Below are 25,366 nucleotides of genomic sequence, written 5' to 3'. Positions count from 1 at the left end.
TGATGGTGATTTAGTATGGTGATGTGATGAAAATGCCCACGGGCTTGAGAAGCTACGTGGGCATTTGTTATTTGATTGTGATGGAGACGTTTCCGTTGATGTAGGATGGATAAAACGATAATGGCAAGGTTAATGGGTTTTTATACTGTTCACCAGATATTTGGAAATGTATTGTCATATCTTTTTCGAAAGGGTTAATTGACCCTTGGGAATTACTTTCCACTTTATTACCGTCTGCATCCAATAGTATTGTAAAAGGATCACGATGAACGCCTCTTTCACTCTTCATTTCGATTTCAATAAACGAGCCGTTTACAGTCAAGTTGCTGAACAGGTTAAGAGGGGGTTGACGAATAATTCGCTTCTTATCTGTGTCAATGACAACAAAAGCTTCGTCTCTATCCATTGCCATCAATTTACTAAACGTTAATGTAAGATGATTAGTCTCTTTAAAATAGTTACTTTGTAAGTAATAAAACATAACATTCGGATTATCCGTTTCTCTTGCTATAACGCCGTTGTTGATGGAGCTCCAGACTTCACCGGTATCGTCGATAAGTGCTAAATCTTCAATATCAAAAATCTTCTTTGTATTCTCTTCATCAAATTCTACTTCCACTGCTGTTTTTAATGAACCGATTGTGACAGAACGGATATGGATTTTCTGTCCTTCAATCACTGCCGTTTCATTGATGATGAATTGTTCTTTTTTAATAGGTTGCAAAGTATTTTCGAACGGGATTTGAATGATTTCAATCGTTTCTCCATCCCCTGCTTCTTGAACTTCGTATTCCAATACTAATTCACCGCTCGGTACCGTTTCAGCAAATTCAAACTCGACTTCAGTAGTTGCGATTCTTTGTGTATCTGTATATTCGAAACTCGCTCCGATAGATCTTGATTTACTGACTACGTCACCTTCAAGATTGAGTATACGAAATTCCGGACGGGATTCAGGAGAAAACCTCTTCTCATCAATGGTAAGAAATGCAACCATCGTTGTTTCATCGGTAATGAGTCCTTCAAGCGTCACTTTCATATTTTCCGTTTCTTTTGATACGCCAATCTGTTGAAAGTGTTCATTTTCAATGGCTAGCTGTAGTCCTTTGTCGCTTTGAATCGTTTCGACAAATCGAGCCATTCCGGGAATGGAAGCTACGGCATTCGCAAAAGCAGGAGATACGCGAATTGATGTGATGAATGTGAGGAGCAAAATGGCAGCAGCGACTGACGTCCATATGCTTCTTTTCATAAACCGACGTTGTTTCTTCACTTTTTTCTCTTTTGCCTGTCGAAAGCCTTCTAAAATGGCGGTTTCTAGTTGAACGTCCTGGACTTCTTTCTTCTCAATTTCCTCTTTCCATTTCTTCAAGTCCTTTTCTTCATCAAACACGGCGAATTTCTCCTTTCTCTTCAAAAAATGTGCGTAATGATTTGATCGCTTTATACAACCTCGTTTTCACAGTTCCTTCTGGTGTTGCTGTCATTGCGGCGATGTCCTTAATTTTGAGATCATGTAAATATTTCAAGTGGACTAAGTCTCGATCTTCTTCAGCAAGATGGCTGAGCGCTTCTTCGACTTCAAGGTACGTAAAATCATCACTCACTTTATTTGTAAGAATGAGTTCTTCATTAAGCACAACACGTTTTTGATTCCGCAGTAAGTCGTGACAATGATTCATCATAATACGGATTAGCCAAGTTTTTACATATTGAGGATTCCGTAATGATTTCATTTTCTCATAGGCACGTACTGTTACTTCTTGCAACGCTTCGAGTGCGTCTTGTTCATTTTTCAAATAAGCAAGAGCGGTTCGATAAAGAGCCTCTTTATGGATAAACATCAGTTGTAAAAAGGCATCGTCGTCTCCACGGATCGCTTTCCGTGCTAGGTCTATTTCTGTCAATTTCCCCACCCCCTGTGAGCACCTTCTATCTATTAGACTGTCATGTACGAAAAAAGTTTTTTCTTCCCCAAGAGTCCAACCCAATTCTTTTATTGTTACATAGAATGAAGAGAAGCGCTTGAGAGGAGAGAACCAATGAATGACGTAAATTCTACGAATCAAGGTCAAGGACAGGAGCAATGGTACCCGAAATTACCTGAAGGATATACTGGGGAGGCAGAGAGAATGAATAATAACGGAATGGGTGGATGGATGCCAGGAAGCGGCATGCCGAATTATGGAATGGACGATTGGATGTCGGGAATGGGCATGCAAAATTATGAGATGAATCATTGGGGGCCTGGCGGACAGTTTCCTCCATTTGGACCACCAGGTTTTCCACCAGGGCAAGGTGGACCAGGAGGAATGCCTGGATTTCCACCAGGGCAAGGCGGACCAGGTGGTTTCCCAGGGGGCGGATTCCCAGGATTTCCGGGTGGCGGTTTTCCAGGATCACCGGGGCAAGGGGGTTCTGGCGGACCAGGCCAAGGCGGATCACAAGCGCCTACTGCTGCGCCACCGAGTTATACACCGAGTTATCCGAGCGCACAATTGTACCGCGTCGATCCAGGCGGCATAAGAGGTTGCTTGTACCGCTATACGTACATTTGGACGTCTCGAAATAGAGGTTTCTGGTTCTATCCAACTTTTGTCGGGCGCACGTCGATTGCGGGCTATCGCTGGAGACCGAATCGTCGTCGTTGGGAATACTTCGGGATGGATTTAGACCGAATCGATCAGTTTACGTGCTATTGAGTTGGGAGGGAATCCTAGATGATAGGATTCCTTTTTTTAGTTGGTTATGCGGTGATTTGGGTCTAGTTATGCGGTGTTTGAGTGGATTATGCGGCGATTGGAGAGAGTTTGCTGTGTTTGAGAGGATTATGCTGTGATTGGCGGGAGTTTGCCGCGTTCGAGAGGATTATGCGGAGTTTGGCGAGAGTTTGCCGCGTTTGAGAGGATTATGCGGAGTTTGGCGAGAGTTTGCCGCGTTTGAGAGGATTATGCGGAGTTTGGCGAGAGTTTGCCGTGTTTCGGCGTTTTATGCGCCGTTTTAGGATAATTTGAGTTGTTGGGAGAGAGTAAGCCGTGTCGAGATGTTATCGTGCTTTTTTAGGAGTTTATTTTTCTCTGATCTGTCGTTTGGTGAATGTTGGATTCGCGGATTACTATTGAGTTGCAGTTTTTATTATTCGCGCCAATTGGGTTTTGACAAACTAGAGGGGTTGTACATTGGAAAATGCGGCGTTTAGGTGGCAGTTTGCGCCGTTCGAAAGATTATTCGGTGATTGAAGGGAGTTTGCCGCGTTTGAGAGGATTATGCGGCGATTGGCGGGAGTTTGCCGTTGTTCGAGAGGATTATGCGGAGTTTGGCGATTGCTTCACCTACTGAACCTACTATAAATTTTTCTAGGATTTATTAAATACTATTTATTCAAAAACGCATGAAGACGAATGAGTCTCCATGCATTTATAAGGTAGCTGTGAAGATTGAATGTTATTCTTCCTCTAAATCTACACGATTTTTCTTAAACATCTTGGATAAAATCTCGTACACAATCGGTACCACAATCAATGTCAATGCTGTTGAACTGATCAACCCACCAATAACTGTGATGGCAAGGCCTTTGGAAATTAATCCGCCACCGCCGCCCGTGCCGAGCGCTAACGGAACAAGTGCACCGATTGTTGCAATTGCGGTCATTAAGATCGGGCGCAAACGAGTGACTCCAGCTTCAAGTACCGCTTCTCGCATTTTTAACCCGCTACGTTCCATACGAACGATTCGATCCACTAATACAATGGCATTTGTGACGACAATCCCAATTAACATCAACAATCCCATCATGACCGAAACAGAAATCGTTTCACCTGCAATCAACAGACCGACAAATGAACCAATAACAGTAAATGGTAACGAGAACAAAATCGCAAAAGGTGCGACACCTTCACGGAATGTAACAACTAGAATGAAGTAGACAATCGCGATTGCCGCTAACATGGCAACAATTAGTTGAGTAAATGTTTCTGTCATATCTGCAGCAACCCCAGCCACATCAATGGTTACGCCTTTAGGTAACTCTAACTTATCGATAGCTTCATCAACTTCTGTTGTCGCTTTTGAAATATCTTCATCTTTAATCGTTCCTGAAACGGTTGCATAGTATTCGCCCTTACTTCTTGAAAGCTCATTTAGCGTCGTTCCTTTTTCAAGCGTTACTAGATCTGACAATTTCATCGTCGTGCCAAGTGCTGTTTGTACCTCAGTCGCTAGCAATTCATCAATCGACTTTGGCTGTTTTGCCTCTTCTTGCTGAACAACTACTTCTAACGTATTGCTGTCTTTTTCAATCGTCGTTAGCACATCATGTGTCCGCGAAGGGTTCAGCATCATAACGATTTGACCTGTCGTTAGACCGTACTGAAGCAATTCATCTTGTTCGACTTTGAATTTGTACTCGATGTATGCATCCTTCGCACTTGAAGAGACGTCCTCCAGTCGGTCGTTCTCATTCATAATACCTTCGACCATTTTTACAGCTTCATTTAATCGATCAAGATTTTCACTATAGAATGTGTAGCTAATCTCATTTGTTGGCATAGCCATTCCGAAGTTTTGGCTCTTCCATTCACCGGACTGACTAATATTGAATACATACTCTTCAACTTCCGTACGAGCCGCAGGGAAGTCCTTCATATCTGGATCGAAAATGAGATACATTAACGCACCATTTGACCCGCCACCCATCATCGCAGACATCGGATCCCCCGCGTCCGTAACAGACAACTGGACAATATCAATATCATCACGTTTCATTAGTTCTTGTTCCACAACTTCAATATTCGCTAACGTATCTTCCATTAACTCGCCCGTTTCTGGCGTGTATGTTAAATACATGACTTTTTCTTCTTCACTACCTAAGAAACTAAAACCAATCAGTGGCGTGAGTGCGATACTTCCTGCTAATAAAACAATTGAAACAATAGAGGTAATCCACTTGTGATTCAACGTCCAACGAAGAATCCCTTTGTAGCTTGTCGCCATCTTACCAATCTCTTTGTGACGGCTATCAGTTTTCTCACTATATAACTTTTTCTTAAATAAGAAGTGTGATAGAGCAGGAACGATTGTTATTGCAACAAGTAAGGAAGCTCCGAGTGCAAAAGTCATCGTCAATGCGAACGGCATGAACAATTCGCCGACCATACCACCTACGAAGATGAGTGGTGCGAAGACTGCAACGGTTACTAATGTTGAAGACATAATCGGCTTAAACATTTCAATTGTCGCTTCCCGTACAAGTGCTCTACCGGACAATTTCTCTGTTTTTAAATGCAAGCGTCGATAGATGTTCTCTACAACGACAATAGAGTCATCGATGACACGACCGATGGCAACGGTAATTGCTCCAAGCGTCATAATGTTTAACGTGATATCCATCCAGTTCAGTAGCAACAAAGCCATGAAGATCGATACTGGAATGGAAACGATGGAAATAATCGTTGATTTTACATCGCGAAGGAACAACAAAATGATGAGCACAGCGATTAATCCACCAAACAATGCTTTTTCAATCATTGTGGCAACAGATTCTTCAATTGGTGCGCCTTGGTCAAGTGAAATATCGACTACAAGACCTTCTACAGCTTTTTCTTCTTCCTTAACGAGCTTCTTCACCGCATTTACTACTTCAACGGTATTTGCTTGTTGCCCTTTAACAACTTGAATGGCAATGGCATCTTCACCATTTGTGCGGGATACCGATTGTACTTTCCCGACTACTTCAATTGTCGCGATATCACCAAGCTTTACAAATGGTGATGGGTTCGCTTCAGATGGTGTGACAGGAATCAGCATTCCTTTCAGTTCATCCACCGTCATGAATTTCCCATCTACTGAAACTGCTTGTTCCCCTTCTTCAAACTCATAAAGGCCCAATGAGACAGCTAGATCACTAGCTTGAATCATCTGTTTCACGTCTTCAGGCGTAATGCCCAGTTCAGCCATTTTCTCAGCGTTGTATGTTAACTCTACTTCTTCTATATGCTGCCCTGTAATCGTAGCTGAAGCAACACCTTCGATCTTCTCGATTTTTGGAAGGAGTATATCTTCTACAGTAGATGTTAACTCAACAATGTCTTCTGTTTCACTGCTTATACTTAACGCAACGACTGGCATCATGTTCATACTAATCGCTGTTATTGTCGGCGCCTCTGCACCTTCCGGTAAAGTTGCCGCATCTAAAGCGGATGCTAAAGCACGCTTCGCTTCATCCATATCTATTCCGTATTCATATTCCACTTGAATACTGGACATGTTAGAATACGAGTTGGAATAAACTCCTTTAACATCTTCAAGGTTTTCAATCGCTTTTTCTAACGGAACGGAAACATCTTTCATGACTTGTTCAGGAGTTGCTCCTGGATAGACGTCCATAACCATTAAAAATGGAATTGAAATATCAGGCAACGTTTCTGTTTTCATCCGTGTCCCTGAATAAATACCTGTTACAACTATAATAATTGTTAGTAGCCATACTGCTAGTTTATTTTTCAATACAAAATTGACCAAGCCTTTCACAATGACACCTTCCCCTACATTGACTTTGAGAACTCATTTATTTATACTAATGACTACTCGGTCACTTGTCAACAAACGAGGAGTGATAATATGCACATGACAAAGAAACAACTAATTATGGAAAACGCTTTGGAACTCTTTGCAGAACAAGGTTTTGAAGCAACTTCTGTACAACAAATTACTGATCGCTGCGGAATATCGAAAGGTGCATTCTACTTAGCTTTCAAATCCAAAGATGAATTGATTTTAGCATTAATCGATCATTTCACTACGCAATTCACGTCAAACATTGACTACTTGGTCAACACAATAAAAGATGACGATGAGCTTCTTTATAAATTCTATTATTTTGTTTTTGATTCGTTTGAGAGACATTCGGACTTTGCTAAGATATTAATTAAAGAACAAATGCAATCGTTTAACGAAGACTTCATGTTAAAGATGCGGTCATACGATCAAATGATGGAACAGACAATATTATTGATGGTGGAACGATTATTTGGCGATGCTGTTGATCGCACGAAACACGATCTTGTATACAGCATTAAAGGTTTTATGAAAATGTATTCGGAGTTGTTCATTTTCTATAACACGCCATTAGATGTAGACGTACTCGCTCGATCACTCGTGGAAAAGACGGAGATACTCGCTAAACATATCATTACTCCATTCATAACAAATGAGCTTGTTCAGCAGTTTCAGCACGGCATTTGCAAAGAAGTGTCAGTAGATCAGTTACTTGACGTTATCGAACGGACCTTGCATGACATTGATGCGTCTATTGAGAAAGATTCGTTGGAATTACTGAAGCAGGAATTACTAGAGCCGACGCTAAGCCGCCCGCTTGTTAAAGGTTTACTCGAGAATATCCAATTACATCCACATTGTAAATGGGTCGCTTATTTATTGAGGAAGCATTTTGGATTTTAATAGAGGGATATGCCGTGTTTGAGCGAGTTTTGCGGCGTTACGAGAGAGTTTGCCGTGTTTGAGAGAAGTTTGCGGCGTTCTGAGAGAGTTTGCTGAGTTTGAGAGAAGTATGCGGCGTTCTGAGAGAGTTTGCTGAGTTTGAGAGAAGTTTGCGGCGTTCTGAGAGGGTATGCCGCGTTCATCAAGATTATGCGGCGTTCTAGCGAGTTTTGCCGTGTTGGTGAGTGCGCGGTAGGATTCAAGATGGGTGTTAATCAAAATCGCGCTAAATGGTTTTGACAAACTAATGGGTTGCTTGCGATGAGGGTGTGAGTCCTTTCTACACGAATGATTCGGGGCATTCATCCAAAAGCGACGTCCAGTATCATCATAACTGTGAAGCCGATTAAGTAACACATCGTCGCTAGATCGGTATTGCCGTTTTCTTGTGAACCTGGAATGACTTCTTCCACTACGACAAACAGCATCGCGCCTGCAGCGAAACTGAGCGCGAAAGGAAGAATGGGTTGTAATGCTACGACTGCAAGTACCCCGATTATTGCTGAAATAGGTTCTACCATACCTGAGAATTGCCCATAGAAAAAGCTTTTTCTGCGGGATAACCCTTCTCTGCGAAGGGGCAAGGAAACAGCTGTTCCTTCAGGTAGGTTTTGTAAACCGATGCCTATTGCAAGCGCGACAGCAGACGCTATTGTTGCTGATGGTAAGCCAGCAGCCACTGCGCCAAACGCCACGCCAATTGCAAGACCTTCGGGAATATTATGTAATGTTATTGCCAGGACAAGCAGCGTACTCCTTCTTTTCCTTGTTGGTCGGAATCCTTCCGCATGCTTCAGCGACATGCCGGGATGTAAATGTGGAATGATTTTATCTGCAATCCACAAAAAGAGCCCACCTGCTAAAAAGCCAACAGCAGCTGGAAACCAAGATGGATAAGGACCGTTTTCAGCCATGGCAATTGCTGGTGCAAGCAGCGACCAAAAGCTAGCTGCTACCATGACACCGCCCGCAAATCCTAACATACCATCCATGAATTTCTGGTTCACTTTTTTCGTTGTGAATACGAAGGATGCGCCGACAGCTGTCATCCCCCAAGTGAAAAGCGTTGCAAGCACTGCTTGTTCTATTGGACTGCGCGCTGTAAAAAATTCAATCATCTATTTACTCCTCAGTTTTTAAGCTATTTATATGCGACAGACTTACCCGGTAAGACCACACTGCTATTCATACTTATTCCCATACTTCTTTGATTCTCGTCGTCGTCATTTATTTCAAACAATAAACATGTACACCCACATCACACCGAAACCAATACAAACTATGAACAAACTAGAGAGATTGGAAGATCGCTTTACGGCTTCAGGCAGAATTTCTTTTATTGTAATCATGTAGATTGTACCTACCGTTACACTAATGAGCAGACCCAATAGCATGTCAAATTGTTGCCCCATTTCATTGCCAATATATGCACCTATGCCAACAGGAATGGACACAATAATTGCCAATAGAAATATTACCGTTACACGAACGCGAGCAAGGAGTAGTGGCGTAAATAGAATCATCCCTTCAGGAATCGTATGAAGTGCAAGCGCTTGTAATAAAGAGAGATTGAGCGTTGTATGATGACTCGCTCCTAAAACAACGCCCATTGGCAAATTATGCAGTAAAATGATAACCGCCAACAAAATGCCCGAGCGAATCCATTGTGTCTTCTGAGCATCTTTGCGAATAATCGGATAGCGATGCAACCACTTATGAGTTATCACAAAAAGTAGAACCCCTCCGAAAAAACCTACGCCAAACACCAGCCATCCCCCTAAATGGATTGCCTCAGGTGCAATTTCTAAACTAAGCAATCCGAGTAAAAGGCCCGCACAAAGTGCAAAGATTGTCGCGATACTTCTTGTAGTTTGGTTAACAATTGCCGCCAAACCACCGCCAATTACAAGTCCAATGAATGTTGTAGTGAATCCCACAATCCACATATGTGCCAATGAACCATCCTTTAGCTAATTGTTTCTACTGTTATATGGAAAAAGAACAAGTATTATGCGTAGTCAAATTCATGCAGTGTATAGCTATTAACAAAGTAGTGACTTCCAATAAAAAAACTTTACAAGAATTGATCTCTTGTAAAGCTTCGTTTAAGGAATATAAAAATAAATAAAAATATTAGGCCTCTAAATCTTCATCTTTTAATGCTAATAAAATTGCGAAACCGATCCAAACAGATGTAATATCCATCGCTGTTTCTTTTCCGTTCCAAATTTGCGACTGCCACATTGCAAACCATTCGCTACCGATGACAATAAAACCAAAGAACCAAATCGCGAATCCTAAAATGAATGCATAAAAACCAAATGACTTCGCTTTGTTAAATTGGCGTCCTGTCCCACGTAAATTCTTCAACATTTTGTACACACCGATGAATGCTAAGAAACTAAACGTTCCTTCTGCAATAATTAATGCCCAATAAGCAATTGTGTGTGCTGTAGAGCTTTCAATTGCTCTCCACATTAATGAATTTCCTTCAAACGTAGTGTCCATCGATAATACATGTTGAACGAATTGATAGTTTGAGTTATAGTCCAACAAATTCCCAGCAAATACAAAGAAACCGAAAAGGCCGGCAAGCAATAGCGTAACAATTTTCAACAAACGCAATGCAACTGTATTCATGAGAGTCACTCCTTTCCTATTCTATTTTCCTTTCAAATAGGAGATCGATGCGACGTTCGTTAGGTGCCAATTCAGAAAAAACGACAAGTTGTACAAACCGCCATCCTTGTTTTGCATACGCGGCAATGTGTTGCTCATAGTCTTCAACTAAGGACATCCCCTCACGACCATGAACTAAAGCAATTCGTTTCACGGTATACTCGTACATCGTAGATACCTCCTTATTCATCCAGGTCATTAATCCTATTCCATTAAACCCTCAACGATTCACCTTGTCAAGACTAAAGTTGCGTGTTATCTATTTTGTAAAAGGTATATAAAGAACTATAAAATGGAATTAATTACATAAATAGTTTTGTGCTGCGAAGGTAAGGATGAATGACGACCTTATGCCCTGTTGACAGCAATAATCATTGTATTAGCATGAAAGCTACTTGCCAAATTCCGTTTTCATTCGGTTTGTGAAGGGTTTGTTGGAGTCTATGGAAATATGAAGTTTTTCATTGGCATATTGGAACAATTGTAGAAAATAAGAGCTTTTACACAAAACCTAAGCGACTTCTAGATTTTCGAACGCGAGAAATGGCTTGTATCTAAATGTCTCACGTCGCGCCTAATTGGTTTGACATGCTAACGGGGTTGTTTGATGAGTGGATTGTTTTGTAGGAGTATGCGGTGTTTAAGAGATGTTTGCCGCGTTTTAGGAGTTTATGCGGCGTTTGAGTGATGTTTGCCGCGTTTGAGAAGTTTATGCGGCGTTTGAGTGATGTTTGCCGCGTTTAAGAAGTTTATGCGGTGTTTGAGAAATGTTTGCTGCGTTTTAGGAGTTTATGCGGCATTTGAGTGATGTTTGCCGCGTTTGAGAAGTTTATGCGGCGTTTGAGTGATGTTTGCCCCGTTTGAGAAGTTTGCCCCGTTTGTGAAGTTTATGCGGCGTTTGAGTGATGTTTGCCCCGTTTGAGAAGTTTTTGAACCGGTTTTATGTGAAATCAGCGTTTTAACTTGATAACGAACAGAGATTTTGTAGATGTTTACATAATTCTGCAGTTTTTCTGTTACTAACAAGGTTAAAGTTCATGGGAATGATTTAGTTGTCTCTGTGCATCCTTTACAAAAAATGATAAACTCTAAAATGGATTAGGAATTCGCAATGAATAAAGTTGGTTTTATTGATTGCATCAGGAGGATATGAAATGAGTAATGAAGATAATTTCTGGCTCGATTTACCGAAGCCGTTTTTTATATTAGCACCAATGGAAGATGTTACAGATGTTGTATTCCGTCATGTCATTGCAGAAGCAGGGCGACCTGATGTATTTTTTACGGAGTTTACAAATACGGAAAGCTATTGTCACCCAAATGGTAGAGATAGTGTGCGTGGACGATTGACGTTTACGGAAGACGAGCAACCGATTGTGGCACATATTTGGGGCGATAAACCGGAGTATTTTAAACAAATGAGCATCGATATGAAGAAACTTGGTTTTCGCGGAATCGACTTGAACATGGGATGCCCTGTACCAAATGTCGCTGCCAAAGGAAAAGGATCAGGGTTGATTAGAAGACCCGATGTGGCTGCAGAGCTTATCCAAGCAGCGAAAGCAGGCGGATTGCCAGTTAGTGTAAAAACACGTTTAGGCTATGTTGAAGTCGATGAATGGCGCGAATGGTTAGGACATGTGTTGAAGCAAGATATTGCGAACCTTTCCATTCACCTCCGCACTAAAAAAGAAATGAGTAAAGTCGATGCACATTGGGAACTGATTCCTGAAATCAAAAAATTACGGGATGAGATTGCGCCAAACACGTTGTTAACGATAAATGGCGATATTCCTGATCGTGCAACAGGTATGAAATTAGTGGAACAATATGGCGTAGATGGCGTCATGATTGGTCGCGGTGTATTTACAAATCCATTTGCCTTCGAAAAGGAACCTAAAGAACATAGTGTGAAAGAGTATTTGAATTTATTGCTTTTGCAATTAGATTTGCACGATCAGTATTCAACAGAAGCTGAACCTCGTTCGTTCAAACCGCTTCTCCGTTTCTTCAAAATTTATATCCGTGGATTTAGAGGTGCGGGCGAATTACGGAATGAGTTGATGAACACTAAATCGACTGATGAAGTACGTAGCTTAATCGTGCCTTTGTTGGATAAAGAGCTAGATTGAGACGTAAAAATCCAATCAATTTCAAAACGTCTAGCATTTCATTTGCTTAATAAACGAAAAGAGTGCTAAGAAGCTAACAACCTTCTTTCACTCTTTTTTCATGTAAATTTCTTAATACTTTCAAGGTTTTGCCTGTTACTTCCAAAACTTCACCTTCCGCTGCATGCAGAACTATCACATATGTAGGTTTAATTGCTATTTCTAGTCTTCTTTACGGACGACCAAACGACTGGCTATAAAATTGTCCGGATTGGACCATTTGACGGACGATGTTCAAACGGAGAGATTCATATTTTGCTAAAGCTTGGATTGCCAATTGTCCTTGTATGCCTTTTGAGACACATCTTCCTAAAGTTACCGCATCTTGGAGCAATTCATTGAACCCACTAGCTGTAATGGGTGCTGGTACATGTGCTGCATCACCGACGAGTGCAATGCGTCCCCTCACCAAATTATCCGGGACATATTCTTTGATGGGAATGCCCATGAGTGTGCGTGTTTCAATGGCATGAAGGGCTGTAGAACGCCATGGCTCTGGCCAATCGGAAGCCTGATGCGCCAGCTCCGCTAATGTAGATTTTGGTATATCCTGCCCATTCAATGAATGACGGACAACCATCCCCTCTACACAACCCCGATGACGCAGCAACTCACTTCGTTTATTGTCATACCATGTACAGCCAATTCTTCTGCTCTCGACTTCAGAGCCCTCTTCTCTTTCAATAATCGAACCGAATTTAAAGCCATCGACATGATCAAACATCTCGACAGCTGGCCCCTCATCGTAATGATGAATACGAAGGTTGTCAGGCAAGTCATCCTAACTCATGGAAGCAATCCAGCCCATATAACCCGCGTATACAGCATTCGACTTTTGAGGAGCCACATGCTTTCGCACGCGGCTATTGTGCCCATCCGCGCCTATTAATAGGTCACCGCAAATCTCCTCTCCCGATTCTGTCACTGCCCAAGCAGTGTCTTCATCTTGTCCTACCGATGATACACGCGTATCATAGAGCAAGTTAATTCGGGATTCTTTTTTAGCTTGAGTACGTAAACGGGACTCAATCGTAGACCAAAGCTGTACAGAGCTCTTCCCACGTGAAACGAGTTGTTTAAGCAACCTTTCAGTCTTTGATTCACCAAAGGTCTCGCCGTTCACGCGTAGTCCTGATCCCCCATGCCGAATCTCCCCTACCTTGTCTATAATCGTTATATGTATACCTTCTTGTGCAAGTGCAATACCCGTCATAAGACCTGAAAGTGAAGCGCCAACAATGACTGCAGATCCGTCCCGCTCATTCCTAAGTGCGTTCTTCACAATAACCCCTCCTTATTTTATGGTAGTATATCACTTTTGAGTTATTCGAAGCTAAAACAAACGTAGGTTAGTTGTTTATTTACAAGACTTTTCCTACGACTTCAGTAGCGCCAGATTTTCTATGATTCGTCAAATTAATGATCTCTTACAAGCATTCTTTGACATAGTTTGACCGACAAATTACAGTATAATTAGGACATTCCTTTAATTTCGTCGTTCCTACTTTTTATACTGAACAAGATATGCAACTAACACATCCCACTAATCACCAATCTACGAGAATAGATGATTTATAAAAGAACGAATTCTCAACGTAAAGCTACACAAAGGAGGAGTCTTATGCAAAAGCAAGATTGCTTAATGCTTATTTCAGTTTACGAAGAAAAAAACCTTACGAAAGCCGCTGAAAAGTTATTTACCTCTCAACCGGCTATAACGTATCGTCTTCAAAAGTTAGAAGAGGAATATCAAATTAGACTATACACAAGAGAAGGGAATAAGTTATTTTTCACTCCAGAAGGTGAGTATTTAGTAGACTTTTGTAAAAAAATGCTTCTGGATTTAAACAAATTAGAAGAAAACTTAAAGACATTAAAAAAAGACGCTACCGGTACAATTCGGATTGGCGTCTCAAGTAACTTTGCCTTATATAAGTTACCCACTCTCATTAAGCAATTTGTAGACAATTATCACTCCATCCAGGTGAATGTAACGACAGGATGGAGTTCAGAAATTATTCAGTTGCTAAACAAAAATGAAATTCAAATTGGTATAATCACTGGCAATTACAATTGGTTCGACGAAAAAATTCTGCTAGCCGAAGATCCATTGACCATCATCTCTAAAACCCCAATCATTCTAGAGGAAATCCCTTTCCTCCCGCTTATTTCCTATCAGCCTAATAAAAAGAAGGGGCCTGGAGAAAAAGCAACGAATCCTCTCGCGCAAATGATTGAAAATTGGTGGCAAGACCGTTTTTCAGCCCCTCCATTAGTACGAATGGAACTCGATAAAGTCGAGACGTGTAAAGAAATGGTTAACAAAAACCTAGGCTACTCAATTATTCCAAAATCATGTTTGACGGACAAAGATCCATTTTACACACATGATCTTATCAATGATAAAGGGAAGCCTTTAAACCGTAAAACATGGCTCATCTATCGGAAATCGAATATGGAACTTTTAACAGTGACCCAATTTATCAACTTCATCCAAGCGCAACAAAACGGATTTCATTCCTGATGTAACGGAAAATGGCACGCAACATAGTGTCCTTCTTCTTTCTCTTCAAATTCGGGGACGACCAATTTACATGTTTCTTGTGCAAATGGACAACGAGTGTGGAATTTACAACCACTAGGGGGATGTACAGGGCTTGGCATATCCCCTTCCAACAGCACCTCATCTTTTTCTGCTCTTCGCAATCGCGGGTCAGAAATTGGTAGTGATGCTAGTAATCCATTTGTATACGGATGCATTGGCTTTTTAAAAAGTGCATCTTTCGTTGCTAGTTCGACTAAGTTCCCTAGATACATGACGCCGATCCGATCACTGATGTGACGAAGAGCCGGCAAACCATGAGAGATGAAGATGAACGTTAAATCATATTTCTTTTGGAGTTCATCGAGCAAATTCAGTATTTGTGCTTGAATAGATACGTCTAATGCTGAAACCGGCTCATCACATATAATAAGCTTCGGTTTTAACGAAAGCGCGCGTGCAATCCCTATACGCTGCCTTTGCCCGCCACTGAACTCATGTGGGTACCGATGAGTATAAGAGGGATCGAGACCGACATCTATCATCAAACGATGAACTTCCTCTTCTAATTCCTTTTTTGAGAACTTACGGTGTGTAATTAACGGCTCAGCGATTAAGTCAAAAACGCGCATTCTTGGGTTTAATGAAGAGAAGGGATCTTGAAAAATCATTTGGTAGTCTACGCGATATTTTTTCAAATCCCGTTCTTTCATTTTCGATATATCGACACCATTAAAGTAAATTTCACCTTCAGTTGGCTGCAATAATCCCATGATTACATTCCCTAATGTAGACTTTCCACACCCTGACTCTCCAACGATCCCAAGCGTTTCTCCTTTGTATACCGTCAAATCGACACCATCAACTGCTTTTAAATATTCCTTTTCCTTTTTAAAGAACTGTTGATTTACAAGAAAGTGTTTTTTCAAGTTCTTTACGACAAGAATTTCTTCCGTTTGAACAGATGTAAGATTACCCATTACTCCTCACCCTTCCTTCTGTTCTGCATGAAGCCAGCATCGTACTTTATTTCCGTTCTGTTCGTTCGTTTCCAACTCGGGCATTTGACTTTTACATCTTTCCATTGCGAACGGACATCTCGGATGAAAGTAACAACCAGACGGTTTATTGCTAGGCGTCGGAACATTCCCTTGAATTGAATTTAATGTATCTACTTCTGCGTCAATTTTAGGTGTACTTTGGATTAACCCCATTGTATAGGGGTGTTTAGGATCCGCATATAAAGAGATGACATCCGCCTCTTCAACAACCTGTCCCGCGTACATCACAATGACTTTGTCAGCTAGTTCCGCAACAACCCCTAAGTCATGGGTAATTAATAAGATGGATGTCTCAATTTCGTTCTTCAAGTTTTTCATTAACCGCAAAATTTGAGCTTGAATCGTAACGTCCAATGCTGTAGTTGGTTCATCCGCAATGAGTAAACTTGGGTTACACGATAATGCCATAGCAATCATGACACGTTGTCGCATCCCTCCACTTAACTCATGGGGATGCATGTCATACACTTGTTCAGCACGTGGAATCCCTACTTTTTTCAACATCTCAATGCTTTTTATCTTTGCTTCTTTTTTACTTATCGTTTGATGCAATAGTAGAATTTCATCTAATTGAGCGCCAATCTTTAAGATTGGATTTAAAGATGTAAGAGGCTCCTGAAAAATCATAGAAATTTCATTGCCTCTAATTTTACGCATTTCCCGATCACTTAAACCGGTTAAGTCCTTGCCTTTAAAAAGGATTTCTCCACCAACGATTTTCCCTGGAGCGCTCACTAGCTGCATTATTGAAAAAGAGGTAACACTTTTCCCGCACCCAGACTCTCCTACTAATGCAGTCGTTTGCCCAGCTTCTAGAGCGAATGAGACTCCATCAACAGATGGAACGATGCCATTCGTCGTATAAAAATAAGTCTTTAAATCTTTCACTTCTAACAAAGTCGACATACAGCAGCCTCCTCTCTTTACGAATTAGTACCTTGTGAACGTGGGTCAAGCAAATCACGCAACCATTCTCCTAAGAAGATGATGCCTAACACAGTCAGTGTAATAGCTAATCCTGGGAACGTTGCTAACCACCAGCTAGTGGCCACATATTCTTTTCCTTCACTTAACATAATTCCCCACGAAACAGTAGGTGGCTGAATTCCTAACCCTAAAAAGCTAAGGGAAGATTCAGTTATAATCGTGCCCGCTACACTCAGTGTTGAGATAACAATTATTGAAGATGTGACATTTGGAAGGATATGCCGTTTCATAATTTGAAAATCGGACACCCCCATCGTTCTTGCAGCCTTTACATACTCTCGTTCTCGCAAGCTTAACGTTTCGCTTCGAATCATCCTCGCATACAGGACCCAGCTCGTCACACCAATAACAATGATTAAGGTAGGGATTCCAGGATCCAGTACTGTCAAAAATACAAGACAGAAGAGAATCGTTGGAACAGATAAAAACGCATCCACGAGTCGCATAATTACGTTATCAACCAGTCCACCGTAATATCCCGAAATCAGTCCAAACACAACCCCTATTGCTCCCGCAACCAAAACAGATAATATTCCAACAATTAAAGAAATACGCGATCCGTAAATAATGCGACTCAAAATATCGCGCCCTAAATTGTCAGTACCTAAAATATGAGTCATACTTCCGCCCTCCGCCCAAAATGGAGGGACTAACATTTTTGTTGTATCAATTTTCCCAGGATTGAACGGTGCAATCAATGGAGCAAAGATTGCCATCAAACATAACGCTAGAACAATTACTAGTCCAACTGTTCCTGTCTTACTTCTTAAAAGTTTTGTAAAAAAGATTGTAAATTTGTTTTTCGATTTTATACTTCTATCATTCTTATCTATAGGAGGAGAAGCAAGTTCAACTTGACTCGTTGATTTCATATTGTCAAATCCTTTCTTAGCTATATTTGATGCGCGGATCTAAGAAACGATAGAGAACATCCGTCAACAGATTCATGAATAGAATAAGAACTGCGGTTACAAAAACAGCCGCTTGAATAATTGGTAAGTCCTTATCGTAAACCGCTTGGATGATCAATTGACCGATTCCCGGCCACGCAAAGATCATTTCCGTTATCAAAGAGCCACCTACTAAACTTGCCATTTGTAGGATCGTAATTGTAAGGACTGGGACTAATGAATTTCGGAATGCATGACGGAAAATAATAACGCTTTTCTTCTGCCCTTTACTCCTTGCTGTTCGAATGTAATCTTGCTGAAGGATTTCCAACATATTGGATCGGACGAGTCTAGTAATTTCAGCTGATACAGCTGTACCAAGCGTAATTGCAGGTAAAATAAGATGTTTCCAACTCCCTGTCCCAGAAACAGGCATGATCTTTAAATTAACCGCAAAGACTAAAATTAACATGATCCCTAACCAAAAGTTTGGAATCGCTTTCCCAAGAACCGACAAACCCGTTGTGAATAAGTCAATGATTCCATTTGGTCTAATAGCCGAAATAATCCCTAGAGGCACCGCTATAATAATAGCCATAATCATAGATGCCGTAGCTAATTCCAATGTCGCAGGCAGTCTTTCCAAAACAAGGCCTAGAGCAGATATGCCGTATTTATACGATTCACCAAAATCGCCTTGCACTAAATCCACCATGTACGTCCAAAACTGTATGTAAAAAGGTTGATCAAATCCTAAGGCGGCTCGCAATTGCTGCACTTCTTGCTGTGTTGCTTCTGCAGGTAACATCATCGCCACCGGATCTCCTGCTACATAAACAAGTACGAAGATCATTAGAGAAATGATAAAAAGCACGATTGGTATTTGCAAAAATCTACTAAGAAAGTATCTCCACATATTGCTCCTCCTTGAAAGAAGGGCGGCAGGGTCTGTCTGCATAACAGTCCGCTGCCGTTTCCTTCATTTCCTTATTTTTTATGAACATCTGGAATGTAAATCAATTCGTCTAAACGTGGCGTATATTCAATGCCATCCGTTACGCCAAAGAACTGGTCAATTTGGAATAAAGGAATAATCGGCATTTCTACACTAGCAATCTTTTGAATTTCTTGGTATTTTGTCGTTCTCACAGATGGATCCAACGATGTATTCGCTTCCTGTAACAACGCATCAATTTCCTTGTTGCTATAGCCGTTAATAGAAGCAGAACGTTCAGTTCCGTAGTAATCAAGTGCTTGTCCTGCATCAAAGAAAGATGATCCAAGAGCAATTAAATAGCCATCTTTGTGTTTTTCTTGGTCTCGTAACTCAGCGAAGCTTCCCCATTTGAGCAAATTCATTTCTGTATGAATGCCCACTTCTTCTAGCATCCCTGCAATCAATTGCATCACTTCACGGTCTTTAATGTATCTTCCAGTAGGACCAGCTAGCTCAATCGTCAAGCCATCCTTATACCCCGCCTCTTCCAATAATTGTTTCGCTTTATCGACATCAAAATTGTATTGATCGAAGAGACTTTCCTCAAAACCAACATTTCCAGGATTGACCCTAGTCAATGTTGGAGTTCCTCCCCCATCTAGTAAACTATCAACTAACGCTTTGTCATCAATTGCATAATCAATCGCTTGACGTACTTTCACATCAGAAGTTGGCCAACCTTCTTGTGTTCGCAAGAATAACATGTACGTACGATTAGAAGGACCGTTTACAATGTCACTATTATCCGAGTCATTGATACGTTTCCAATCACTTGGTGGAACGTTTGCAATAATATTTACACTGTCCGTCAATAACTCAGCTACACGTGTAGAATCTTCCGGAATTGCACGAAATACGACTTGATCCCACTCGCCTTTTTTGCCGAAATAATCGTCGTTCTTTACTAATGTAACTTGGTTATCCTTTTTCCACTCTTTAAACTTATAAGGGCCTGAGCCAATCGGTGAATTCAAGAATTCATCCATTCCTTTTTCTTCAATATACGCTTTTGGAAGGATTCCTGACGCTTGTCTTGAAATCCGGCTAATTAACATCGGATCCGGCTCTTTTGTAATGATTTGAAACGTATAAGGATCTAGCACTTTCACTTCTTTAATCGTATTGAAGTCGCCATGACTTTTTAGCTTCTCATCATTTGCCACTCGCTCCAATGTGAACTTCACATCTTCTGCTGTGAGTTCGTCACCATTATGGAACTTGACACCTTCATTTAATTTGAATTCATAAGTTGTGTCGTCCACCATTTCCCATTCTTTTGCAAGGTGTGGTTGGATGTCACCTTTCGTGTCTCTCATTAACAAGTAGTCAAAAACGTTCACATGAATAGCTTCCGTAGCAGTCGTCGTATGGTTATGAATGTCCCAAGTGAGCATATCAGAACCTAATGAAATTGTTAACGTACTGCTTTCTTTCTCCCCTGTTGCTGATCCACCACTTTCATTAGATGGCTTACTTGTCGTCGTACATGCAGATAACATGACGAGTAATGCTGCCAACATTAAACACAAAAACTTCTTATTCATTATTTTTCCCCCTTTATTGTAAAACCAAGTTTTCTTGTAGCTCTTTTTCTTCCTTAAATTGCATTTTAATCGCATCTAATAACGTTGCAGACGAAAGTACATCGATACACGTAGCACCCAATGTCTTTGCTGCAGTAATAATAGCCTCGTTCCCTTCCTTGCTATTAGAAGCCTCTACCCATTCTTTTGTATGATTCGGTGTGCCTTGTGGAACAAATGCAACTCGGATGCACGCACCTGGCACGCGGTGTGTGACAATACTAAAATCTGTAGAACCCGTTTTCTCACGTGGAGGTGTAACGTTTTTCGCTCCAACTAACTTTGCATTCTCCAAAAGCACATCATTGAGCGCTTGCACGTTTAACTTACTTTCTAACGATTTTTTAGGATGGATATGCACTTTTGTCCCGGTAGCTAAAGCGGCTCCTCTTGCGACATTTAATGCACGTTCGACAACTGTATCCAAGTAAGGACGGTTAATCGCTCGTATAGAAAACATCGCCGCAGCTCTCTCTGGTACAATATTGGCTGCGATTCCTCCGTCTGTAATGATCCCGTGGATTCGCACGTCTGAACGAACATGTTCCCTTAAATACTCCATCCCATTAAAAGTCATTAAGACACCATCTAAAGCACTAACACCTTTTTCTGGAGCAACCGCAGCATGTGAAGCCTTACCTTCAAACACAAATTCGAAGTTATCAACCGCAAGTGAACGGCCATCTACTGTCGTCCTGTCACCCCCATGCATCATGAGTGCGATGTCTAAGTGGTCGAAGCATCCTTGCTGCGCCATAGGAATCTTCCCACTTGTCGTTTCTTCAGCTGGTGTACCAATTACTTCAATCGTACAAGGCGGTAAATCCTCCAAACGTGACAAAGCAAGCGCCGCGCCTACAACAGATGGAGACTGTAAATTATGCCCACAACCATGCCCTAAGTCCTTTAGCGCATCATACTCGCATAACATCCCTATCACGGGTCCCCCTAATCCAACCGTATAGCTTGCTCGGAATGCAGTATCCAATCCAGCCAAACCACGTTCAACTACAAATCCGTTACGTTCTAAAATGTGTGTAATCCTGTTTACTGCCTGAAACTCTTCATTGCCCAATTCTGGATTTGCATGCAAGAATGCACTTAACTCTATCAACTCTTGTTCCAAATCCTCAACTCTCGTAAACAAAGCTTCCTTACTCATCATAGATCGCTCTCCTGCCCTTCTCTGTTGTAATCGCTTTCACATACGAGGAGCGAATACTCTGTAAACAAATCGTACAAGAGTCCTTCGATTAAAGGAAATTGAAAAAATTTAAACAACCAATAAAAAACTTTTATAGCGCATGATAAAGGTTTGTTTATTATGTAGTTTGCTCGTTTCTCTGCTCGGCAACTAATATCTAAAAAAGCAATTGATATTGAAGTAGTTAAATCTATCCTTAAAAGCCGATTTGTAAATTGAGCTATTACATGAACAAGAATAACATAAAATAGCTATTGGAATATTTATAAAATAAAAGAATAGTACAACCACAAATACTTTAGTTACATCCCTTATAGCTATCAACAACTTGAACAGAACTTTTATACGAATACAAAATATTTCTACATTTGTTATCAAATAGTAGGGAACTTACATAGGCCTGAACCTATTTAATATGATAGCCATCTTGACAATAGAAACGCGTACTATATTTATGTATAGTTTCTTTTTTAAATCCAAGAAAAAATTTATAATATAAGGTTAGACATTATGCATTATTGATAATTCTACAACGCATGTAAATTCGAATTCTCTTTCTCACGTTGTATATAAAATGATATTATTGTATAGTTATGCAATGAATAATCTTAGAGAGGAATGGACTGTATGGAACATATGGGACTGTTATCGTTAATTCCCCCAATTATTGCGGTCATTTTAGCGATCGTTACGAAAAATGTACTGATTTCGTTATTCTCCGGCGTGTTTGCCGGTGTGCTTATTCTTGTTGGCGGGAATCCGCTGTCAGCTACGACTGGCGTCATTGGAGAATACTTATTTCCTCAACTGACAGATAGTTATAATGCAGCGGTACTTGTATTGCTGTTCTTCATCGGCGGCTTTGTTGCTTTGATGGAGAAATCTGGGGGCGGAGCGGCCCTTGCTGCAGCATCCATGAAATTTATTAAAACACGAGCAAATGCGCAATTAGCAGCTTGGTTCGGCGGCATACTCATATTCTTCTCTGACTTAGGTACGCCGCTTATCGTTGGACCTGTTTTTGAAAAAATCTTTGATAAGGTGAAAATTTCGAGGGAGAAACTTGCTTGGATTATTGATTCCACAGCCTCACCAGTAGCTGTTCTAATACCGTTTATCGGGTGGGGCGTCTATATTATGGGATTAATTCGCGCAGAGTTTGATAAGTTGAATATTGCTGATTCAGAATTCAGCACACTTATCCAAGTTATCCCTTTTCAATTTTATGCGATTTTAACAGTTTTGCTTGTGCCGTTAATCGCCATTACGAAATTGGATTTTGGTCCAATGGCAAAAGCGGAACAACGTGTACGTCAAACTGGCCAGCTGTATTGGCCAGAGTCCAAACCGTTGCGGAAAGCCGAAGAAATGAAGGACTATACGACGGGAAGCCGTACAATTCTCATATGGCTTCCGCTTCTCGTTTTATTTGCAACGTTGTTTGGATTGCTCGTGTCGAAAGGTTTCCCGGTAACGCCTGTTCCAGGAAGCGAATTCCGTGTGGCGTTAAGTACGGCTTACTTGTTTGCGGCGATTACAATTGTTGTTTTAATGATTGTGTATAAAGTGAAGAAATTCAATGAGATCTTTGATATTTATACAGGCGGCATGCAAAAGATGGTGTATGTGGCGACGACACTTGTTCTTGCGTGGTCACTTGGTAAAGTCATTGGTGAGATGGGGACTGCTGCTTTCATTGTGGAAATCATGAAAGGGAATGTACCTGCATTTATTATCCCGGCCATTCTCTTCATTGTCGGTGCAGTTATGGCGCTTGCTTCTGGTACGTCTTGGGGTACATTTGCAATTATGTTGCCGATAGCAATTCCGATGGCGATTTCGTTGGACGCGCATATACTCGTCTGTATCGGTGCAGTTTTATCCGGAGGAATTTTTGGAGATCATTGCTCACCAATCTCTGATACGACCATTCTTTCTTCAACTGGAGCAGGCGCGGATCATCTGGATCATGTGAAAACGCAATTCCCTTATGCATTGTTGAATGCCTCTATTGCGCTTGTTGGGTTCATTGTTGCTGGTTTGACAGGAAGTGCTTATACACTACTCTTGGCAATACTTCTACTTGTCGTAACGACTCTCGTCTTATCGCGACGGAAACAAGCACAGATTATTTCAGCATAGCTACAAGATTACAAGGTGGACAAATTGAGTGAACAGAGAAAATGCCTGATTGGAATGATCCTTCAGGCATTTTTACTATTTAAGCTTTCTACAACGCAAATTTAAAATGGCGACACTTACTCGGTTCCATATTCCGCCGCCATTGCGGCTGCTTTTGTCGGGTGAATAGTACCAAACGGGTGATTAGGAGGTGCATAAATCGAGTACAGCTTTAACGGAATACGCCCTGTATTCGTGAGGTTGTGCCATGCACCAGCAGGAATAAAGATTGCCGAGTCTTCCGCTACAGCAGCTTGAAAGTCTAGCCGGTCTTTTTGCTTGCCCATTTGTGTAATTCCTTCTCCTTGTTCAATGCGTATGAACTGGTCCACATCAGGATGTATTTCAAGTCCGATACTTTCTCCCGGTTGAAGGCTCATTAATGTCGCTTGTAAATAAGTTCCTGTCCATATGGCAGTACGGAAAGTATTGTTTTGTTTCGTCGCTTCATCAATGTTCAAGACAAATGGTTGCGGTCCATAATCTGTAGGAGCCGTTTGATATGGAAAATAATTGTGATGAGAGGGATAGGCCTGCATCGCTCCATTAGGACAAGGTTGATAGGTTGGATTACCTGCTGAATGCTGCATTGAACCATTCCAATAATTGCGCGGTTGGTTCGGATAGCCGTACGGTGGATAATACATAGGACTCGCTCTTCCTTTCAAACTTTTCTTCTAGCATATGCGAATGTCTTTGAAACGTCCTTTAGTGATGGATTTATCATTACGTTTCTGCTGTTTTACCTTTCATCCGTACACCTAAAAGAAATCCTCCATCGATCGGTGTTGTTCGTTCTACATGCCTATCGGTCTTGTTTGATGGATTTTTAGTTGCTCCTCCAATAGAAGTATGAGCTTTTGCTTGACCGATTCCGTTGTCACAAGACAGCTCACTTCTGAAAATTTCGTATGAATTAGTAACTCATAGCCTTCATTCAGTTCAGGTGAATAGCCATAATAGCGATGATGTTTATCGATTTGGATGAACTGATAGGACTCTAACCGATTCCACGGAATAAAACGGTTACCACAAACAATTCCTTGTTTTAGAAAAGCGAATAGATTCCATAGTTTAGGCAAGTTCCACAATATTGGAGCGAACACGATAGCGGCAGGAAAATGACGTTTTAAGAGAAATGTTTCCACTACAATCCACACAGTGATGAAAAAAATGACTAGGCCATTTCCCCATACAGCCATCTTTTGGTGAGAGAGGTCCGGCTTGCCAACCGTTTTATTCGGATGAACTTGAATGGAATTCCACTCAACTTCTGTCAATGGAAAAACAACCGTCTGTCTCATCTTAAAAAGAATACGAATGAATCGAATAGTTAAGAAAAGAAGTATGGATACCCATAAACCCGTAATAACTGTAATGTACATGAAATGCTTCCCCCTCTCCGATTTTCAGTATCAATCGATTATTCACCATGTATTTAAAGAATCACGCACTAGCACTTTAACTGTAAACACCTTCCAGTTGAAAGTCAATCCACCCATGTAGAAACAAATCAAAAATTTCAATACACAAAAGATGAGGGGAAGGCGAATGAAAAAAGCCAACCAGAACTT

At 41.1% G+C, this 25,366-nt stretch carries 23 protein-coding genes; 5 read left to right on the top strand and 18 right to left on the bottom strand.

Going from position 1 to position 25,366, the window contains the following annotated elements:
* Nucleotides 1-67: 67 nt before the first annotated feature.
* Both QT711_RS09945 and QT711_RS09940 read right to left on the bottom strand, forming a co-directional pair.
* Nucleotides 68-1,393 (bottom strand): DUF4179 domain-containing protein, encoded by a 1,326-nt coding sequence (locus tag QT711_RS09945; RefSeq protein ID WP_317943890.1) that lies wholly within the window; start codon nucleotides 1,391-1,393, stop codon nucleotides 68-70.
* Nucleotides 1,386-1,916, bottom strand: coding sequence for a sigma-70 family RNA polymerase sigma factor (locus QT711_RS09940; protein ID WP_317943889.1), 531 nt, complete (start codon nucleotides 1,914-1,916; stop codon nucleotides 1,386-1,388). The genes QT711_RS09945 and QT711_RS09940 overlap by 8 nt, the downstream gene beginning before the upstream one ends.
* A 126-nt stretch (nucleotides 1,917-2,042) precedes the next feature.
* Between QT711_RS09940 and QT711_RS09935 the strand changes: the two genes are divergently transcribed.
* Nucleotides 2,043-2,702, top strand: coding sequence for a hypothetical protein (locus QT711_RS09935; RefSeq protein ID WP_317943888.1), 660 nt, complete (start codon nucleotides 2,043-2,045; stop codon nucleotides 2,700-2,702).
* A gap of 742 nt (nucleotides 2,703-3,444) precedes the next feature.
* Here QT711_RS09935 and QT711_RS09930 read toward each other — a convergent pair.
* Nucleotides 3,445-6,528, bottom strand: coding sequence for an efflux RND transporter permease subunit (locus QT711_RS09930; protein ID WP_317943886.1), 3,084 nt, complete (start codon nucleotides 6,526-6,528; stop codon nucleotides 3,445-3,447).
* Nucleotides 6,529-6,618: 90 nt separating this feature from the next.
* On the opposite strand from QT711_RS09930, the gene QT711_RS09925 reads away from it, so the two are divergent.
* Nucleotides 6,619-7,458 carry a TetR/AcrR family transcriptional regulator gene (locus QT711_RS09925; RefSeq protein WP_317943884.1) on the top strand — a complete coding sequence of 280 codons (840 nt, stop codon included), beginning with the start codon at nucleotides 6,619-6,621 and terminating at the stop codon, nucleotides 7,456-7,458.
* 341 nt (nucleotides 7,459-7,799) lie between these two features.
* Here the strand turns inward: QT711_RS09925 and QT711_RS09920 are convergent, their stop codons facing one another.
* The 5 genes from QT711_RS09920 to QT711_RS09900 form a co-directional block, all read right to left on the bottom strand.
* Complete coding sequence (locus tag QT711_RS09920) at nucleotides 7,800-8,615, bottom strand: ZIP family metal transporter (RefSeq protein WP_317943883.1); 816 nt, start codon at nucleotides 8,613-8,615, stop codon at nucleotides 7,800-7,802.
* A gap of 114 nt (nucleotides 8,616-8,729) precedes the next feature.
* The gene (locus QT711_RS09915) at nucleotides 8,730-9,443 is read right to left on the bottom strand and encodes a ZIP family metal transporter (protein WP_317944033.1); all 714 of its coding nucleotides are present in this window, start codon (nucleotides 9,441-9,443) and stop codon (nucleotides 8,730-8,732) included.
* A gap of 187 nt (nucleotides 9,444-9,630) precedes the next feature.
* Complete coding sequence (locus QT711_RS09910) at nucleotides 9,631-10,137, bottom strand: DUF2165 family protein (protein WP_317943881.1); 507 nt, start codon at nucleotides 10,135-10,137, stop codon at nucleotides 9,631-9,633.
* A 16-nt stretch (nucleotides 10,138-10,153) separates the two neighbouring features.
* Nucleotides 10,154-10,345: a DUF4177 domain-containing protein gene (locus QT711_RS09905; protein ID WP_317943879.1), complete on the bottom strand. Its 192-nt coding sequence runs from the start codon at nucleotides 10,343-10,345 to the stop codon at nucleotides 10,154-10,156.
* Between the two features lie 620 nt (nucleotides 10,346-10,965).
* Nucleotides 10,966-11,202, bottom strand: a complete 237-nt coding sequence (locus tag QT711_RS09900) for a hypothetical protein (RefSeq protein WP_317943877.1) — start codon at nucleotides 11,200-11,202, stop codon at nucleotides 10,966-10,968.
* A gap of 128 nt (nucleotides 11,203-11,330) precedes the next feature.
* Between QT711_RS09900 and QT711_RS09895 the strand changes: the two genes are divergently transcribed.
* Nucleotides 11,331-12,308, top strand: coding sequence for a tRNA dihydrouridine synthase (locus tag QT711_RS09895; protein ID WP_317943875.1), 978 nt, complete (start codon nucleotides 11,331-11,333; stop codon nucleotides 12,306-12,308).
* A 211-nt stretch (nucleotides 12,309-12,519) separates the two neighbouring features.
* On the opposite strand, the gene QT711_RS09890 is transcribed toward QT711_RS09895, so the two are convergent.
* Together QT711_RS09890 and QT711_RS09885 are read right to left on the bottom strand one after the other, a co-directional pair.
* Nucleotides 12,520-13,122, bottom strand: coding sequence for an FAD-dependent oxidoreductase (locus QT711_RS09890; RefSeq protein ID WP_317943874.1), 603 nt, complete (start codon nucleotides 13,120-13,122; stop codon nucleotides 12,520-12,522).
* A 6-nt stretch (nucleotides 13,123-13,128) separates the two neighbouring features.
* A complete protein-coding gene (locus QT711_RS09885; protein WP_317943872.1) occupies nucleotides 13,129-13,629 on the bottom strand; it encodes an FAD-dependent oxidoreductase in 501 nt (166 codons plus the stop codon).
* Between the two features lie 339 nt (nucleotides 13,630-13,968).
* Here QT711_RS09885 and QT711_RS09880 point away from each other — a divergent pair, with 339 nt between their 5' ends.
* Entirely contained in the window at nucleotides 13,969-14,871 is a 903-nt protein-coding gene (locus QT711_RS09880) for a LysR family transcriptional regulator (protein ID WP_317943870.1), read from the top strand.
* Here QT711_RS09880 and QT711_RS09875 read toward each other — a convergent pair.
* From QT711_RS09875 to QT711_RS09850, 6 genes are all read right to left on the bottom strand, one after another.
* A complete protein-coding gene (locus QT711_RS09875) occupies nucleotides 14,862-15,869 on the bottom strand; it encodes an ABC transporter ATP-binding protein (protein WP_317943868.1) in 1,008 nt (335 codons plus the stop codon). The genes QT711_RS09880 and QT711_RS09875 overlap by 10 nt on opposite strands.
* Before the next feature lie 6 nt (nucleotides 15,870-15,875).
* Complete coding sequence (locus tag QT711_RS09870) at nucleotides 15,876-16,856, bottom strand: ABC transporter ATP-binding protein (RefSeq protein WP_317943867.1); 981 nt, start codon at nucleotides 16,854-16,856, stop codon at nucleotides 15,876-15,878.
* Nucleotides 16,857-16,873: 17 nt separating this feature from the next.
* Nucleotides 16,874-17,809 (bottom strand): ABC transporter permease, encoded by a 936-nt coding sequence (locus tag QT711_RS09865; RefSeq protein WP_317943866.1) that lies wholly within the window; start codon nucleotides 17,807-17,809, stop codon nucleotides 16,874-16,876.
* 16 nt (nucleotides 17,810-17,825) lie between these two features.
* A complete protein-coding gene (locus QT711_RS09860; protein WP_317943865.1) occupies nucleotides 17,826-18,743 on the bottom strand; it encodes an ABC transporter permease in 918 nt (305 codons plus the stop codon).
* 71 nt (nucleotides 18,744-18,814) lie between these two features.
* On the bottom strand, nucleotides 18,815-20,368 hold the full coding sequence (locus QT711_RS09855; protein WP_317943864.1) for an ABC transporter substrate-binding protein: 1,554 nt from the start codon (nucleotides 20,366-20,368) through the stop codon (nucleotides 18,815-18,817).
* A 13-nt stretch (nucleotides 20,369-20,381) separates the two neighbouring features.
* On the bottom strand, nucleotides 20,382-21,572 hold the full coding sequence (locus QT711_RS09850) for a M20 family metallopeptidase (protein WP_317943863.1): 1,191 nt from the start codon (nucleotides 21,570-21,572) through the stop codon (nucleotides 20,382-20,384).
* 666 nt (nucleotides 21,573-22,238) lie between these two features.
* Between QT711_RS09850 and QT711_RS09845 the strand changes: the two genes are divergently transcribed.
* A complete protein-coding gene (locus QT711_RS09845) occupies nucleotides 22,239-23,753 on the top strand; it encodes a Na+/H+ antiporter NhaC family protein (protein WP_317943862.1) in 1,515 nt (504 codons plus the stop codon).
* Nucleotides 23,754-23,869: 116 nt separating this feature from the next.
* On the opposite strand, the gene QT711_RS09840 is transcribed toward QT711_RS09845, so the two are convergent.
* Nucleotides 23,870-24,439: a cupin domain-containing protein gene (locus QT711_RS09840; protein WP_317943860.1), complete on the bottom strand. Its 570-nt coding sequence runs from the start codon at nucleotides 24,437-24,439 to the stop codon at nucleotides 23,870-23,872.
* Nucleotides 24,440-24,589: 150 nt separating this feature from the next.
* Complete coding sequence (locus QT711_RS09835) at nucleotides 24,590-25,177, bottom strand: hypothetical protein (RefSeq protein ID WP_317943858.1); 588 nt, start codon at nucleotides 25,175-25,177, stop codon at nucleotides 24,590-24,592.
* Between the last annotated feature and the right edge of the window lie 189 nt (nucleotides 25,178-25,366).

Origin of the sequence: Sporosarcina saromensis, from assembly GCF_033253735.1 — a bacterium.
Lineage (GTDB): Bacteria > Bacillota > Bacilli > Bacillales_A > Planococcaceae > Sporosarcina > Sporosarcina saromensis.
The sequence above is the reverse complement of the archived record's forward strand: the minus strand, read 5'-3'. Positions and strand labels throughout refer to the sequence as shown.

What these genes read in the sequence shown, in the direction of transcription:
- QT711_RS09845 (WP_317943862.1), top strand. Translation starts at nt 22,239, where the DNA reads ATGGAACATATGGGACTGTTATCGTTAATTCCCCCAATTATTGCGGTC.
- QT711_RS09925 (WP_317943884.1), top strand. Translation starts at nt 6,619, where the DNA reads ATGCACATGACAAAGAAACAACTAATTATGGAAAACGCTTTGGAACTC.
- QT711_RS09865 (WP_317943866.1), bottom strand. Translation starts at nt 17,809, where the DNA reads ATGAAATCAACGAGTCAAGTTGAACTTGCTTCTCCTCCTATAGATAAG.
- QT711_RS09920 (WP_317943883.1), bottom strand. Translation starts at nt 8,615, where the DNA reads ATGATTGAATTTTTTACAGCGCGCAGTCCAATAGAACAAGCAGTGCTT.
- QT711_RS09850 (WP_317943863.1), bottom strand. Translation starts at nt 21,572, where the DNA reads ATGATGAGTAAGGAAGCTTTGTTTACGAGAGTTGAGGATTTGGAACAA.
- QT711_RS09895 (WP_317943875.1), top strand. Translation starts at nt 11,331, where the DNA reads ATGAGTAATGAAGATAATTTCTGGCTCGATTTACCGAAGCCGTTTTTT.
- QT711_RS09935 (WP_317943888.1), top strand. Translation starts at nt 2,043, where the DNA reads ATGAATGACGTAAATTCTACGAATCAAGGTCAAGGACAGGAGCAATGG.
- QT711_RS09910 (WP_317943881.1), bottom strand. Translation starts at nt 10,137, where the DNA reads ATGAATACAGTTGCATTGCGTTTGTTGAAAATTGTTACGCTATTGCTT.
- QT711_RS09855 (WP_317943864.1), bottom strand. Translation starts at nt 20,368, where the DNA reads ATGAATAAGAAGTTTTTGTGTTTAATGTTGGCAGCATTACTCGTCATG.
- QT711_RS09880 (WP_317943870.1), top strand. Translation starts at nt 13,969, where the DNA reads ATGCAAAAGCAAGATTGCTTAATGCTTATTTCAGTTTACGAAGAAAAA.
- QT711_RS09915 (WP_317944033.1), bottom strand. Translation starts at nt 9,443, where the DNA reads ATGTGGATTGTGGGATTCACTACAACATTCATTGGACTTGTAATTGGC.
- QT711_RS09870 (WP_317943867.1), bottom strand. Translation starts at nt 16,856, where the DNA reads ATGTCGACTTTGTTAGAAGTGAAAGATTTAAAGACTTATTTTTATACG.
- QT711_RS09875 (WP_317943868.1), bottom strand. Translation starts at nt 15,869, where the DNA reads ATGGGTAATCTTACATCTGTTCAAACGGAAGAAATTCTTGTCGTAAAG.
- QT711_RS09835 (WP_317943858.1), bottom strand. Translation starts at nt 25,177, where the DNA reads ATGTACATTACAGTTATTACGGGTTTATGGGTATCCATACTTCTTTTC.
- QT711_RS09860 (WP_317943865.1), bottom strand. Translation starts at nt 18,743, where the DNA reads ATGTGGAGATACTTTCTTAGTAGATTTTTGCAAATACCAATCGTGCTT.
- QT711_RS09840 (WP_317943860.1), bottom strand. Translation starts at nt 24,439, where the DNA reads ATGTATTATCCACCGTACGGCTATCCGAACCAACCGCGCAATTATTGG.
- QT711_RS09905 (WP_317943879.1), bottom strand. Translation starts at nt 10,345, where the DNA reads ATGTACGAGTATACCGTGAAACGAATTGCTTTAGTTCATGGTCGTGAG.